We start from the raw sequence: 14,533 nt of genomic DNA, 5'->3' as shown, positions 1-14,533 counted from the left end.
CATCTACAACCTCAAAACGGTGTTTTGATCTGACTTCGTCAGTTCTATCTGCCACCTCAAAACGGTGTTTTGATCTGACTTCGTCAGTTCTATCTGCCACCTCAAAACGGTGTTTTGATCTGACTTCGTCAGTTCTATCTGCAACCTCAAAGCGGTGTTTTGAGCTGACTTCGTCAGTTCTATCTACAACCTCAAAGCAGTGCTTTGAGCAACCTGCGGCTAGCTTCTTAGTTTGCCCTTTGATTTTCATTGAGTATAAAATTGCAGATAAAACGATAACAATCATAGGACTCAGCAGAGTCAATGTAGGTCGAAGAATAGCCCCCCTAATCGCTTATTTTATAGAGGAATAAAAACTGCACAATTTGATTGGAGAATTCAAACCAATTTCTAACAATGTTTTAGAAACAAGGGTCTATTATTTCAACTGCAACCTACTATAGCCCATTGAAGCTGGAATAGCCCACTGAGACTTCTAAACCACTGCTGGAGAGGAGTTTGTTTAGAGTTTCTTTCATTTCCCTAAAAAATCAAAAAGAGAGAACCAGTCTGATCCTCTCTTACTTATAGATGGTGCTCACTCAAATGTTAAAGGAGCTATTTCTTAGAGATAAAGGAATTTGAATACAGCTACTGCCGCAATTGCTGCTGCGATAGGTACTACTACTGGTACCCAAGAATACCACCATTTTGAATCGCCTTTATGCTCACCAAGAACTGATTTTGGAAGGAAAGCATGAAGGAGACGTGGTCCCAAGTCACGGGCTGGGTTCAAGGCAGGTCCTGTAGGTCCTCCAAGTGATGTTACCAAAGCCATAACGAGGAATCCAAGTGCCAAGTGAGCCACAGAAAGTCCTGAAGCAGTGTGTGGAGCCACCTGTGCTTTAATAGCCAAGTCAGAAAAATCAACTGTTTGTCCTGCTTGTATTGCCGTTTGTTTCATGTATTGAAGCACTTCAGCACCAAAGAAGTTTTTAGTCAAACCAAGAGCTGCAAAGAACAAAACAAATGAACCAACAAACTCATTAATCAAACCATTGACAGTTGCTGCATAGCGACTTTCTTTTGTACCATGGTCAATACTTGAAATAGTTGAGAAAGTTCCCAAGATGTTATTTGGGTTTTCAGTTTTCAAATAGAATGGACGGTATGTTGCCACAACTAAGGCTTGACCAAAGATAGCCCCCAAGACTTGCGCGATAATGTAAGGTACCACTTGTGCCCAAGGGAAAAGACCGCTAACTGCAAGCCCTAGAGTAAAAGCAGGGTTGATGTGGTTCCCAGATACGTTACCAAACATCAAGGCTGGGATCATAACCCCCATACCATAACCAACAGCGATGACGATCCAGCCACTTTGGTGACCTTTCGTACCTTTAAGTTCAACGTTGGCAACTGCACCATTCCCAAGAATGATCAAAATGGCAGTTCCCAAAAATTCAGTGGCATACTTTAGTGCCCATGTGAAATCCATTTGCTAGATTCTCCTTAAAATTTTTTAGACATTCCTTATTTTATCAATTTTTACCCTATTTAGCAACTAGTTTCTGGAAATATTTTTAAAAAAATAGGATTCAGAGTTTCCCAGTCTAATGAACTTGTAAGCGTTTTTAATCTTCTCGAAAGACCTCGTTCTCAAAACCAGGAAAAAGCCCACATCTGTGAGCTTTTCCTTGTTCCTAGATTCTAAAATCTATTATTTTTCATCTTCTTTTTTCTTGAAGAATCCTAATCCTAGACCAGCTAATAAGGTCATGATACCAGCGCTAGCCAAGGTAGCATTCGCTTCTGTACCTGTGTTTGGCAATTCCTCTCTTTTATTTGTCTCAGAAGTCGGAACTTCTGGGTCTGGACTCACTGGAATTTCAGTTTTTGGAGTACCTGGTTCTGGAGTTAGCTCTGGTATTGGAGTCTCTTGATTTGGTAGTTCTGGGTTTGGTGTCGGAACACTTGGATGCTCTGGATTTGGTTGTGGGTTTGGTTTGTCTGGAGTCGGTTCACCTGGAGCACCTGGTTCCTGAGGACTTGGAATTTCTGGAATTGGTTTTTCTGGTCTTGATAAACGGTCATACCTTACCAAAATAGTCGTACCTTTTGAATCTGCTGTTACTTCTGCATTCGATACTTTTGGTAAATCTGGTTTACCATAATTTTCAATTTCTGGCGATACGACTTCGTCCCAGTTGCCTGTTGTCCATTCACCTTCTGTCACGACTTTCGTCACTTTATTACGCTTGTTGGTTCTTGTTAATTCAACTGTTTGCGTAACTGGGCTACCTACTTCTGTTGTTTCATCAGTCGCATCTACATACTTGATGGTACGGGTAACAGTTTTGCTTTCTTTAATATCTTCTGTAGCTTGCGGATATTTCACTACTTCGGTTGTATCTGTAGTTGTTGATGTTACAGTTGCTTCTGCTACAGTTGCCTTATCTGGGGCGTCATAGTTGGTTACAGTTGGAGAGTCTTGAGAACCCCATGTACCTGTTGACCAGTCTCCTGCTGTTACTTTACCTGTCACTTTATTACGCTTGTTAGTTCTTGTTAGTTCAACTGTTTGCGTAACTGGGCTAGCTACTTCTGTCGTTTCATCAGTCGCATCTACATACTTGATGGTACGGGTAACAGTTTTGCTTTCTGTAACATCTTCTGTAGCTTGCGGGTATTTCACAACGACTGTCTCATCTGTGCTTGCGGATGTGACGGTCGCAGAAGAAACCGTAGCTGTTTCGGCTGGACCATAGTTTTCTACTGACGGTGAAGCTTTTTCGTCCCAGTTTCCTGTTGTCCATTCACCGTAGGTTACAACTCCTGTGACCTTGTTCTCAATTTTTGTACGGCTTAAGGTTACAGGTTGAACAACATCTTCTTTGACATTTTGGTTCGTAACTTTATCAACGTAATGAATGGTACGCGTTATAGTCTTCGTCTCAGTAGAGGTTGCTGTTTTGGGAACCACTGTTTCTTCAACATTCTCACGGTAGTAGTAGTTAACGGTTGCACCGTCTTCTGGTACAGTTCCTGTGGCATTTGCAGGAATTGCTACCAAGGTGTATGTTGTTTTCCTTGTGATAACTCGGTCTTCTTTGTCCTCAGTTGTTGTTTTCCCTTCAATAGTTTTTGCTTCTGTAGTATACTGAGAACCTATCGCTAAATCAGCTTTTACAACAGACTCTGCCAACTTCTCTTGGGTGCCTTCTTTGTAGTAATTGGCTGTTACTGTAGCAGTGGTTGGCGCTTCGCTCTCTCTATAAACTAAGGTCACTGTTCTACCTTCTCTTACAATATCTCCAGTTAAACTTGCAGAAGCTATATCTTCTTTTTCAAAAGTATAATATTTTCCGTCAGTAGTAGTCATGCTACTGAGTTTTTTATCTGTGACATCATAACTCGTACCAATCAGTTGTTTTTTATTGGTAATGTAGGTTCCGTCACTTTCTTTTTCTCCAATTCCAATATCATTTTTCAATGATAACAAATTCCCTTGTTCATCAACATAGCGAACTTTCATATTTCCTGAGATTAGGTCTGCCAATTCTGAGATTTTTTTCTTTTTCTTGATTTCTTCGGTTATTTTCTTTTTCTCTTCTTCGGGAATATTTAGTTTTGGAATGATTTTTTCAACAACGGTTCGTGATGGTTCCACAGTATCTTGGATGACTGAAAAGTCAGCTAGAATTGGGAGATTATACTGAACACGGTGACTTTGAGGGTTTACCCCTACTCTTTCATTATTCTCTGAAAATACTTGTACGGTATAAGAAACAACATCTTTTCCTAATAAAACATCCCCAGTAGAGAAGTAGCCACCTTTTCCTAGATTGCTATTTCCAGGACCCACTGCGTCCTTAATCTTTTCCGATAGTTCTTTATCAGTCAGTACCTTCGTTCGCACAATTCCTTTGTCTACCCCTACAAAGTGTGAGAAATGTTTGAACTCTTCAGAATCAGATCTAGCCCAACCATGATTAAGATTATTCGCTTTTGTATTTGTATTGTCTCTCTCAAAGGTTTGGGGATTAACATTATATGTCTCCGCACTTGCAGTTGCTTCTATATCTGACCCTTGAATACCCACTTCCTTACTACCATTTCTAGCGGCGAGATAGGTGTATTTTTCTGTTTCTACTTCTAGCTGATCATCCTTAACATGATAGGTAATTTTCTTAGCACCTGGTATAAGAGTAGTGAGTAGTCTATATGCTCTGTCATCAGCTTTAGCTGGAGGAGTGCTTGAGTCTAGCCAAGTTGGGGTATTAGGAGTATCTTTATCAGCAACTTTCAATAAATTATTTAATTCGTTTGATAGCTTTGTAGTTGACTGCGATGAGTGTGTAAAAGTTTTCTTCCATTCTGAATCTCTTTTTGCTGAATTTTTTATGTGCATGGTATTCTGGTCAACATTCAGCACAATATCGCCTTGTTTTTTAGCTTCTTCCCTAGCTTCTGCTTCCAATTGATTGTACAGTTTGGTATCTTCTTCTGTATAATCTCTTCTGGGTTTACGGTGTAATGGAGTAAATTTTATTTTCTCATTACGAATTTTATTAACACGAGATTTAAACTCATCTTTAAAAAATTTGGAAATTTGGAAATTCGCCAGTTCTACATTTAAACCTTTTTTGTACAAGTTTTCATTTTGAACGATTTCGGCTACACGGTGAATGGTTTCATCGTATACCGTCTTCTCTTGGCCAGCAGTATCCTTAGTTTTAATGACTACTCGATAGGTTCCTTTAGAACCATTAATATCTGAGATATATCCTGTCACAAATTCCACACGAACACGGCTTCCGAAGCCAGGAGAAAAGGCAGTAAACTGCTTCTCTATCCCATTATATCCAACTACACCTGGAGAATATTTATTATACTTATCTTTTTCTAAAAATGGGAGATTCTTAAATTCGGTGGAGTTCTTATTAGCACGTTCATTTTGAGCACGTGGATCATACTTCGAATTATCTGAAACCGTCTCGTCACGATTAGCTCGTGTACGTCCTTTAACAAGCATAAGCATGTATTTAAAACGACGGTCTAATGCTTGTTCGTGCACAAAGATGTTATCTAAGGCATCTGCCCCAAGCATACCACCTTGTTCAATCGTACCATCTTCTTTCTTATACCAACCTGTAAAGTAACCATCTGCATTTTTCTTACCAATAACGAATTTACCTGGTCTGCCATCTTTACCTGCAATCGCTGTCCATCCACCGAAAGAATCAAGTTCTCTTATTTCACCATCTTGTAATTTATCTCCTGTACCATCTTCACTGACTTTGCCGTTTTTAAATCTAAGAGCATCCCCAAGGGTGTTCATACTACGCAAGTAAGAACGTTCATTATTTTGGAAGTCGTCTGGCATATTTTTTACAATATCCCATAATTGTTCGAGAGTCAGATTTTCCTTAGGAGTATCAAATTTCAGATGGGCATTCTTATCATCCCCACCTGTCTCTCCATCTTTAGGCACAATGACCCCGGGCTGGTGTTCTTTTACTGTGTCACCCTTACGATTGGCATCCAGTAAATCTGAATCAGTATCTGCTGTGTCTGAACCTCCCTCATTTCCAGAAGTCGGCTCTGATTCAGTTCCTGTAGCTCCATTCGATGAATCACTTGACTCCCCATCAGCTAATTCTCTTTTACTACGAGTACGAGGTTTCGTACTTTCTGGAGTTACTAGCGGATTGTCAGCTACGGGAGCATTATAGGTGTTTGCTGCTGCATCAGTATGACTGAGGTCAGTCTTGTTTTCTGGCTCTCCAATTCCAGACTGTCCTGGATCTGTCGGGTTTGCTGTCCTCTCAGCTTCCCTCGCTGACTCCACGCCCTCAGCATGAGCAATCCCAGCTCCCATCAAAAGATAGAGCGCCCCAATGACAACACTAGCTGCACCGACACTCACTTTTCGAATACTGTATTTTAATTGTTTTTCTGGACTATTCATGACTACCTCCATATATATATATATCAAAAGATATATATTATAACAGATCTTATATAATAATCCTCATTTTAAATTATACAACGAATAAGGTTTAATTTCAATTTTTTAGAGACTACAAATAGGATAAACTTGACTTGTCATTTCGGTTTGTAATTAACACACTTAAATCAAAATTATGAATAGTACAGTCTTCTTCGCTCATTGACTAAAAACTTATGCTACCGTTTTACTAAAATGCTAAAAAGTGCTATAATGTGAACGGTTAAAACAATTTACAAAAAGGAGAATTTTAATGTCTTACCAAGAAAATTACCAGAAATGGGTTGATTTTGCGGAGCTTCCTGACTATCTTCGTCAAGATTTGGAAAATATGGACGAAAAAACAAAGGAAGATGCCTTCTATACAAATCTTGAATTTGGTACTGCAGGTATGCGTGGCTTGATTGGTGCTGGTACAAACCGCATCAACATCTACGTTGTTCGTCAAGCTACTGAAGGATTGGCTCGTTTGATTGAGTCAAAAGGTGGAAACGAGAAAGAACGCGGTGTAGCAATCGCCTACGATAGCCGTCACTTCTCACCTGAGTTTGCCTTTGAATCTGCGGCAGTTCTTGCTAAACACGGTATCAAATCTTATGTATTTGAAAGCCTTCGTCCAACTCCAGAACTCTCATTTGCAGTTCGTCACCTCAACTGTTTCGCGGGTATCATGGTCACAGCCAGTCACAACCCTGCACCATTTAACGGTTACAAGGTTTACGGTGAAGACGGTGGACAAATGCCTCCACACGACGCAGACGCTTTGACTACTTATATCCGTGCAATCGAAAACCCATTTGCGGTAGAAGTTGCTGATGTGGAATCTGAAAAAGCTTCTGGCTTGATTGAAGTTATCGGCGAAGCTGTCGATGTGGAATACCTCAAAGAAGTGAAGGACGTTAACATCAACCCAGCCTTGATTGAAGAATTTGGTAAAGACATGAAGATTGTCTACACACCACTTCATGGTACTGGTGAAATGTTGGCTCGTCGTGCTCTTGCCCAAGCAGGATTTGACTCTGTTCAAGTCGTTGAAGCGCAAGCAACTGCTGACCCAGACTTCTCAACTGTAAAATCTCCAAACCCAGAAAGCCAAGCAGCCTTTGCACTTGCTGAAGAACTTGGTCGTCAAGTTGGTGCAGATGTTCTTGTGGCAACTGACCCTGATGCTGACCGTGTTGGTGTTGAAGTTCTTCAAAAAGATGGTAGCTACCTCAACCTTTCAGGTAACCAAATCGGTGCTATCATGGCAAAATACATCTTGGAAGCCCACAAAAACGCTGGAACTCTTCCTGAAAATGCAGCCCTTTGCAAATCGATCGTATCAACTGACTTGGTAACGAAGATTGCTGAAAGCTACGGCGCAACCATGTTCAACGTTCTGACTGGTTTCAAATTCATCGCTGAAAAAATCCAAGAATTCGAAGAAAAACACAATCACACATACATGATGGGATTTGAAGAAAGCTTCGGTTACTTGATTAAACCATTCGTACGTGATAAAGACGCTATCCAAGCCGTTCTTGTCGTTGCTGAACTTGCTGCCTACTACCGTTCACGTGGTTTGACACTTGCTGATGGTATCGAAGAAATCTACAAAGAGTACGGCTACTATGCAGAAAAGACAATCTCTGTTACCCTTTCAGGTGTCGATGGTGCTGAACAAATCAAAGCGATTATGGCTAAATTCCGCAACAATGCTCCAAAAGAATGGAATGCAACAGCTATCACTGTCGTAGAAGACTTCAAAGCTCAAACAGCTACTGCTGACGGTACTGTTACAAACTTGACAACTCCTCCAAGCGATGTGTTGAAATACACACTTGCTGACGGTTCATGGATTGCTGTTCGCCCTTCAGGGACAGAACCAAAAATCAAGTTCTACATTGCAGTTGTAGGGGAAACAAACGAAGAATCACAAGCTAAGATTGCTAACATCGAAGCAGAAATCAATGCTTTTGTAAAATAAAGACCTAAAAAGATGAGACCAACCAATCTCATCTTTTTTTCGTATCAAATCTAAGCAATTTTAGAAACTTTATGGCATACTAGACTTATCAACGAAAGCGAGGTAATCTCATGGAACAATTTTTAGATAATATCAAAGACCTTGAAGTCACTACAGTTGCGCGTGCGCAAGAAGCTCTTGATAAAAAAGAAACTGCAACCTTCTTTATCGGTCGCAAAACTTGCCCTTACTGCCGTAAATTTGCTGGTACATTGTCAGGTGTCGTAGCTGAAACTAAAGCTCACATTTACTTCATCAATAGTGAAGAATCAAGCCAACTCAATGAGTTACAAGCATTCCGTTCACGCTACGGAATCCCAACTGTACCAGGATTTGTTCACGTTGCAGATGGACAAATCAATGTCCGTTGCGACTCGTCAATGTCAGCACAAGAAATCAAGGACTTTGCTGGATTGTAAAAAATCAACTAACAAGTTTTAAAATCACAAAAACGCATAATATAAGGTGCAAAAACCTTGATATTATGCGTTTTATTGTTCCTAAAACAGTTACATCAGCATTTCATTACAGAACATTTTAATTTTATAAGTCAAATCAATTTTTAACAATGGTTTAGAAATCACAGTGGGCTATTCCATATTCAATTATCCAGATTCAATCGCTATTATCGTTTTCCTAGATTACAAAAAAACTACGTTTTGCTAATCAAAACGCAGTCTCAGCCACTATTTTATATTACTGTCCTTCTTTTACTTCTTTGGTTGCTACATCTTCTCCAAACCATTTTTGGCTGATTTCTTGGAATTTACCGTCCTTGTAAAGACTAGAAAAAGCTTCATTTATCTTCTTAACCAGAGTTGTATCTTCCTTACGGGCTCCAACCGCAAAAGCTTCTGTTTCTAGTCCAACTGTAAAGACATTATAATCGTTTAAAACACCTTCTGCTTCTAAATAATAGTTTGCATAGACACGGTCAATCAATAGACCGTCAATTCGATCATTTTTCAAATCAATCAAGGCTTCATTAAAGGTTTGGTATTGATTCGCTTCCTTATTAGCGACAATATCCTTTAAAATCGCTGGGTTTGCTTCAAAATCCGCATAACCAGATGAACCGGCTTGCGCTCCTAAAGTCTTTCCAGCCATATCCTTTGCAGTCGTGATACCAGATGATTTCTTGGTCACCAATACCTGCTCATTCTTCATATATGAGTTACTGAATGCTACCTTTTCACGGCGTTCATCTGTAGCGGAATAGCCATTCCAAATCAGATCAATCGTTCCTTTTGTCAATTCAGCTTCTTTCAAATCCCAATCAATCGGTTGCCAGTTTACCGTAATTCCGTATTTTTCAAAAACAGCTGTAGCTAAATCAATATCAAATCCTGCATAAGAACCATCTTTCTGAGCAAATCCCATTGGAACAAAAGTACTATCAAATCCAATAGTAATAGACTTGTTAGACTCGTACTTAGACCAATTATCTCCACTAGTTTCGCTAGAATTTTTCCCACAAGCTACTAAGAACAAAGCAGTCATTAGACTAACTAATACAAGCATCCATTTTTTCATCCATTTTTCCTCCTATTTAGGTTCTACTTTCAATAATACATCTGCGATATTTTCAGCAAACTGCAAATCATGGGTAACCACAATCTGGGTCATGCCAAGTTCCCTATTTTGCAAGATCAATTTTTCCACTTCCAAGCGCAATTCTGGATCTAGGGCAGAAGTTGGTTCATCATAGCCAATGATTTCTGGGTCAATCATCATAGCACGCGCCAAGGCCACCCGTTGCTTTTGTCCACCTGATAATGAGAATGGATAGGCATCTGCGTGTCCTCCTAGTCCTAACTGTTCCAAGAGTCCACTCGCCTTCTTATCAGCCTCCTCCTGCTTCATCCCCATGGTCTTCACAGGCGATAAAGTCAAATTGTCCAGAACTGATAAATGAGGGAACAGTTGAAAATCTTGGAAGACAAATCCTAGTAGGTTTCGCTTCTGCAATTCATCCAGCTCTAAAGGTTGTCCATTATAAAAGATTTGTCCAGAATCAATGGTTTCAAGACCCGCAAGCATACGTAAGAGAGTTGTCTTACCTCCACCAGAAGGCCCAACGATAGCCAGGATTTGCTTTTCAGGAATACTTAGACTGAAATTAGACAGGATTTGTTTGTCTCCAAATTTCTTATTGATATTTCGTAATTCTAACATGGCAGCCTCCTATCTATAATAACTATACTTCTTCTCAACTTTTTTGGAAATAATTGTCACAATCCCAATCAAAATCAAGTAAATGGCTCCTGCCAAGAACATAGGAACCAGACTAGCATCACGGTTGGCAGCTGTTCGACTAGCCAAGATAAGATCAGAAATTCCTAGAGCATAGACCAGAGAGGTATCCTTGACCAAACTCATAACTTCGTTAAAGACACTAGGAAGAACAATCTTGGTCACTTGGGGCAAGATAATATAGCGCACTGTGTCAAAAGGGCTAAACTTCAAGACCTTGGCTGCCTCATACTGTCCTCTTGGAATAGTGTCAATTCCCCCACGGAAAATTTCTGCAAAGTAAGCCGCATAGTTGAGAACAAAGGCAATAATAGCTGCAGGAAGGCGGTCTAAACGAATCCCAATACTTGGGAGCACATAATAAATAAAAATCAATTGCAAGAGCAAGGGGGTGCCACGCATAACCCAGATGTAAATGTTAATCAGATAATGGAGGGGCTTCCAATGGACTTGCAAGGCAAAGGCAATCAAAACGCCCAAAGGAATCGAAAATAGCAAGACCAGTGCAAAGACCTGTACAGTCGTGCTCGCACCATTCAGTAAACTCGGTAATATCTCAAATAAATAAGACATACTGCACCTCCTAAAAGTAATTGTTCCTATTATAGCATGAATAAACAAAATAACCAACCATTTTTGCAAAAAAATTCTATCATATACAAATAAAAACCGTAGCTATCAAAAGAGATAAACTACAGTTCTATATGTTTAAACATTCTTACAATCTCTCAAACAGTTCTTGCATTTGCACATCATCTGGAACCAGTTTTAAGTAAGCTTGTGCATTGACTTTTGCTTCCTCAAAGTAGCCCAATTCACGCAAGACATAGATATAGTGTTCCAAAAACTCTGGATTGTCCTTTAAATCTCCTGCCAACTCTTGGTAATGCTCATAGGCAGTATCCAAATCGTCCATTTCTTGATAGGAACGAGCAATCATCCACTTGGTCAAGAGATTTTCTGGCTCATCGCTCTGCAAGTCTAGAATATCCTCATAACGCTCCTGCTCCAGATAAATAGTGGCTAAACGAAGCAAGATTTCTTCTGTATCCTCAGCGTCTTCTTTAGCTGTTAGGAGATAATTTTCTGCCCCACTTGCATCATGCAATTCATAAGAGAATTGCGAAGCAGCTAGCAAGAGGCGAGTTTCAAAGGGATTTTTCTCTAAGCCTTGCTTAGCGATACGCAGGGCTTCTTGAACTTGATGTTCCTTATGTAAGGCCTGGCTATAACCATATTCATAGCCTTCAAAGTCAGGAGAAATGGTATCAAGCTGCTTAAAGTAAAGGGTGGCTTTTTGGTATTCTTCTTGATCAAAGTAAAGGCTGGCCAACTCAAAAGCTGTTAGGTCATCGTATTCTAACTCCAGGGCTTTTTCTAAAAACTCAGTAGCCGTTTCAAATTTCCCTAACTGGGCATAGGCAAAACCAATTCGTTGATAGGTGGAAATGCCCGTTTGCTCATAAATAGTACGATTATCTAACTGGGCATAGCCTTGAATGGCCTCTTGGTAATTTTCCAACTCACTATCCAACTCTGCCAAACCCAATATCAAGAGAGGATCCTCTGAGTAGGTCAAAGCCTCCAGCAATTTCTCACGCGCCACATCTGTCAAACCTTCCATCTGGTAAAGATCTGCCTTCAAAGCCAAAGCCGAAACATACCAGTCACTGTCAGCTTGGATTTCCTCAAGATAAGCAAAGGCTTCTTCGATTTGACCATCCTCGCTAGCAATTGCAGCTAGATTAAGATGAAGCTCTGGGAAATCCTCTACAATTTTCAGGTAAATCTCCTTTGCCTGAGGATAAAAACCAATTCCTTCAAGATAAGTTGCCAACTCATACAGAAGGTCACTTGGATCATTTTCTAAAGCTTTGACGAAATAGTGCTCAGCCTTGGCTAAATCTTGCTCCTCCAAAGCCTGTAACATCTGTTGACTATTGTTCACTTTTGACTTCCTCGCCCTCTAATTCATATAGACCACTGACTGCCTTATACCATTCGAAAATGGCTGAAATGACAACCTTAGCAGAGGCATAAACTGGAATACCAAGTAAAACTCCCCAGATACCAAACATAGATCCTGAAGTTAACAAAACAAAGAGAACATTAATGGGATGGATGTTTAATTGACTTCCCAAAATCAATGGAGAGACAAAACGGCCTTCAATAGTTTGTTCTACGATAAAGACAATCACTACTTTCAAAAGCATGACTGGCCCAGCAATCAAGCCCAAAACTAGGGCAGGAAGCATGGCTAGGAAGCTACCAAGATAAGGAACCAGATTTAAAATACCAGCAGTAACACCAAGCGTAACCGCATAACGTAGACCGATAATCTTAAAGAAGATAATAAACATTACTGCTACAATAATAGCCACTGTTACTTGCCCTCGAACATAGTTGGACAACTGTTGATTCACATCTGATAAAACTTGTCCAACAGGTTCCTTCAATTTTCTTGGCATAAATTGGGTCAAATAGTTACGCAAGCCTTTCCCATCACGCAAGAGATAAAAGAGCATGAACGGAACGATAATCAAGGCAACAATCACTTGAGAAGCCCCACTAATAAAGGCACTCACCCAGTTGACTGCCCGAGATGAAACCTTGCTCGCCCAAACTGTAGCCTGGCTAGAAAAATTGGTCAAAACTTGCTCTAATTGAGGTCTGAAATCATCTGGCAGGTGCTGGGCTACCAATCCATTAACAATCCTATCTATATCTTCTAAGTAAACAGGAACGTTTCTTGCAAAGGTCAAAACCTGACGTTGCAGATTTGGAATGGCGACTGCCAAGCCCCAAATGATAAAGAGAGCGATGATAACAAAGACAATAGTGATAGCTATAACACGATTAACCTTATGCTTCTCCATCCAATCAACAATAGGATTCAACAAATAATATAACAAACCAGACAAAATGACTGGCAACATCACAACTGCTAAAAAGTCTAAAACAGGTGAAAATAGAAAACTAATCTTACTTAAAATAAAAAGATTGAGTCCCAATAATAAGGTTACTAAAAATACCGTAATGGCCTTGTTATCTAAAAACCACTTAAAAAACCAAGATAGGCTAAAATGTTTCTCTTTTTGCTCCATAAATACTTCCTTTCTATCGTTCTCTCATTATACCATTTTTAAATCAAAATAACTCTTTTTTAAAGTGCTTACATCTAATTGGATGTCTTTAATTGGCTTGTTTTTGTGATATAATAGTCTTATCTTTATATAGAGGTAACGTTATGAAAGAAACTGTTTATTTTGGAACTTATACACGTCGTACTTCCCAAGGGATTTACAAGGCTGACTTTGATACAGAAACTGGTCAGCTTTCAAATCTAGAACTTTTTACAGCTGAGCCAAGTCCAACCTACCTTGCCTTTGACCAGCACCAACACCTATACACTGTTGGTAGTCAAGACGATAAGGGAGGGATTGCAGCCTATCAAACTGACGGGGCTTTATTAAATCACGTCGTTGAAAAAGGAGCTCCCCACTGTTATGTTGCCGTTGATGAAAAGCGTAATTTGGTCTATGCAGCCAACTACCACAAGGGACAGGTCCTTGTTTATAAACGTCAGAAGGATGGGAGTCTTCTACTTAGTGATATGGATCAACACAGTGGCCAAGGTCCACATGAAAATCAAGATTCCCCCCATGTTCACTATACAGATTTAACACCTGACCACTATCTAGTGACCTGCGACTTGGGTACTGACCAAGTTATCACTTATGACCTTGATCAAGAAGGGAAATTATCTAAACTCTATACCTACAATAGCCAGCCAGGAGCGGGCTCACGTCATATCGTTTTCCATAACCACTATAAAATCGCTTATCTGATTTGTGAACTCAATAGCACTATCGAGGTTCTAATCTACGATGGCGTTGGCGAATTTGAACGTATGCAAGTGATTTCAACTCTACCAGACGGTTATGAAGGCTTTAATGGAACCGCTGCTATTCGTCTCTCTACAGACGGTAAATACCTCTACGCTTCTAACCGTGGTCATGATTCTATCGCAGTATATACCATCCTTGCGGACGGTAGCTTAGAGTTATTAGAAATCGTTCCAACACATGGTCAGACTCCACGTGATTTTGATTTGACACCTGACCAAAAATTTCTCATTGCTGTCCACCAAGACTCTGACAATGCAACTGTCTTTAAACGTAATTGTGACAATGGTCGTCTAGCAGAACTCTCCAACGACTTCCATGTTCCCGAAGCAGTCTGCATCCGTTTTGCTCCTTAATACTCTTCAAAAATCTCTTCAAACC

Annotated in this window: 11 protein-coding genes and 4 pseudogenes; 3 read left to right on the top strand and 12 right to left on the bottom strand. The window is 40.0% G+C overall.

What is annotated here, in order from left to right; translation table 11 throughout:
- From HT715_RS12080 to HT715_RS12315, 7 genes and pseudogenes are all read right to left on the bottom strand, one after another.
- Positions 1 to 286, bottom strand: a 286-nt coding sequence (locus tag HT715_RS12080; RefSeq protein ID WP_345789787.1) for a hypothetical protein, incomplete at its 3' end; no start/stop codon positions are given.
- A 318-nt stretch (positions 287 to 604) separates the two neighbouring features.
- Positions 605 to 1,474: an aquaglyceroporin Gla gene (gene gla, locus HT715_RS09680; RefSeq protein WP_016397397.1), complete on the bottom strand. Its 870-nt coding sequence runs from the start codon at positions 1,472 to 1,474 to the stop codon at positions 605 to 607.
- Between the two features lie 222 nt (positions 1,475 to 1,696).
- Complete coding sequence (locus tag HT715_RS12480) at positions 1,697 to 2,347, bottom strand: LPXTG cell wall anchor domain-containing protein (RefSeq protein WP_138706856.1); 651 nt, start codon at positions 2,345 to 2,347, stop codon at positions 1,697 to 1,699.
- A gap of 102 nt (positions 2,348 to 2,449) precedes the next feature.
- Positions 2,450 to 2,620: pseudogene (locus tag HT715_RS12475) on the bottom strand (hypothetical protein); the annotation flags it as partial.
- Between the two features lie 42 nt (positions 2,621 to 2,662).
- Positions 2,663 to 2,959, bottom strand: a pseudogene (locus tag HT715_RS09665) (cell surface protein); the annotation flags it as partial.
- Positions 2,917 to 4,026, bottom strand: a pseudogene (locus tag HT715_RS12065) (MucBP domain-containing protein). The pseudogenes HT715_RS12065 and HT715_RS09665, both read right to left, overlap by 43 nt.
- Before the next feature lie 1,816 nt (positions 4,027 to 5,842).
- Positions 5,843 to 5,947, bottom strand: a pseudogene (locus tag HT715_RS12315) (YSIRK-type signal peptide-containing protein); the annotation flags it as partial.
- Between the two features lie 292 nt (positions 5,948 to 6,239).
- On the opposite strand from HT715_RS12315, the gene HT715_RS09645 reads away from it, so the two are divergent.
- Positions 6,240 to 7,955: a phospho-sugar mutase gene (locus HT715_RS09645; protein WP_138703151.1), complete on the top strand. Its 1,716-nt coding sequence runs from the start codon at positions 6,240 to 6,242 to the stop codon at positions 7,953 to 7,955.
- Positions 7,956 to 8,065: 110 nt separating this feature from the next.
- Positions 8,066 to 8,413, top strand: a complete 348-nt coding sequence (locus HT715_RS09640) for a PedC/BrcD family bacteriocin maturation disulfide isomerase (protein WP_138703150.1) — start codon at positions 8,066 to 8,068, stop codon at positions 8,411 to 8,413.
- 277 nt (positions 8,414 to 8,690) lie between these two features.
- Here HT715_RS09640 and HT715_RS09635 read toward each other — a convergent pair whose 3' ends face one another.
- From HT715_RS09635 to HT715_RS09615, 5 genes are all read right to left on the bottom strand, one after another.
- Positions 8,691 to 9,527 (bottom strand): amino acid ABC transporter substrate-binding protein, encoded by an 837-nt coding sequence (locus HT715_RS09635; protein WP_050220771.1) that lies wholly within the window; start codon positions 9,525 to 9,527, stop codon positions 8,691 to 8,693.
- 12 nt (positions 9,528 to 9,539) lie between these two features.
- A complete protein-coding gene (locus tag HT715_RS09630; protein WP_138703148.1) occupies positions 9,540 to 10,169 on the bottom strand; it encodes an amino acid ABC transporter ATP-binding protein in 630 nt (209 codons plus the stop codon).
- Positions 10,170 to 10,178: 9 nt separating this feature from the next.
- On the bottom strand, positions 10,179 to 10,820 hold the full coding sequence (locus HT715_RS09625; RefSeq protein WP_000120831.1) for an amino acid ABC transporter permease: 642 nt from the start codon (positions 10,818 to 10,820) through the stop codon (positions 10,179 to 10,181).
- Positions 10,821 to 10,965: 145 nt separating this feature from the next.
- Positions 10,966 to 12,195: a tetratricopeptide repeat protein gene (locus HT715_RS09620; protein WP_001065939.1), complete on the bottom strand. Its 1,230-nt coding sequence runs from the start codon at positions 12,193 to 12,195 to the stop codon at positions 10,966 to 10,968.
- Positions 12,185 to 13,351, bottom strand: a complete 1,167-nt coding sequence (locus HT715_RS09615; RefSeq protein ID WP_000435457.1) for an AI-2E family transporter — start codon at positions 13,349 to 13,351, stop codon at positions 12,185 to 12,187. The genes HT715_RS09620 and HT715_RS09615 overlap by 11 nt, the downstream gene beginning before the upstream one ends.
- A gap of 143 nt (positions 13,352 to 13,494) precedes the next feature.
- Between HT715_RS09615 and HT715_RS09610 the strand changes: the two genes are divergently transcribed.
- Complete coding sequence (locus HT715_RS09610) at positions 13,495 to 14,508, top strand: lactonase family protein (RefSeq protein WP_138706361.1); 1,014 nt, start codon at positions 13,495 to 13,497, stop codon at positions 14,506 to 14,508.
- The last annotated feature ends 25 nt before the right edge of the window (positions 14,509 to 14,533 follow it).

It is taken from the genome of Streptococcus sp. 4155, from assembly GCF_013276695.1.
GTDB classification, from domain to species: Bacteria; Bacillota; Bacilli; order Lactobacillales; family Streptococcaceae; genus Streptococcus; species Streptococcus pseudopneumoniae.
Note: the sequence above shows the minus strand (reverse complement) of the source record. Positions and strands in the feature narration are given on the sequence as shown.

Coding starts and splice junctions, on each gene's coding strand:
- HT715_RS09625 (WP_000120831.1), bottom strand. CDS start 10,820: ATGTCTTATTTATTTGAGATATTACCGAGTTTACTGAATGGTGCGAGC.
- HT715_RS09630 (WP_138703148.1), bottom strand. CDS start 10,169: ATGTTAGAATTACGAAATATCAATAAGAAATTTGGAGACAAACAAATC.
- HT715_RS09615 (WP_000435457.1), bottom strand. CDS start 13,351: ATGGAGCAAAAAGAGAAACATTTTAGCCTATCTTGGTTTTTTAAGTGG.
- HT715_RS09645 (WP_138703151.1), top strand. CDS start 6,240: ATGTCTTACCAAGAAAATTACCAGAAATGGGTTGATTTTGCGGAGCTT.
- HT715_RS09640 (WP_138703150.1), top strand. CDS start 8,066: ATGGAACAATTTTTAGATAATATCAAAGACCTTGAAGTCACTACAGTT.
- HT715_RS09635 (WP_050220771.1), bottom strand. CDS start 9,527: ATGAAAAAATGGATGCTTGTATTAGTTAGTCTAATGACTGCTTTGTTC.
- gla (WP_016397397.1), bottom strand. CDS start 1,474: ATGGATTTCACATGGGCACTAAAGTATGCCACTGAATTTTTGGGAACT.
- HT715_RS09610 (WP_138706361.1), top strand. CDS start 13,495: ATGAAAGAAACTGTTTATTTTGGAACTTATACACGTCGTACTTCCCAA.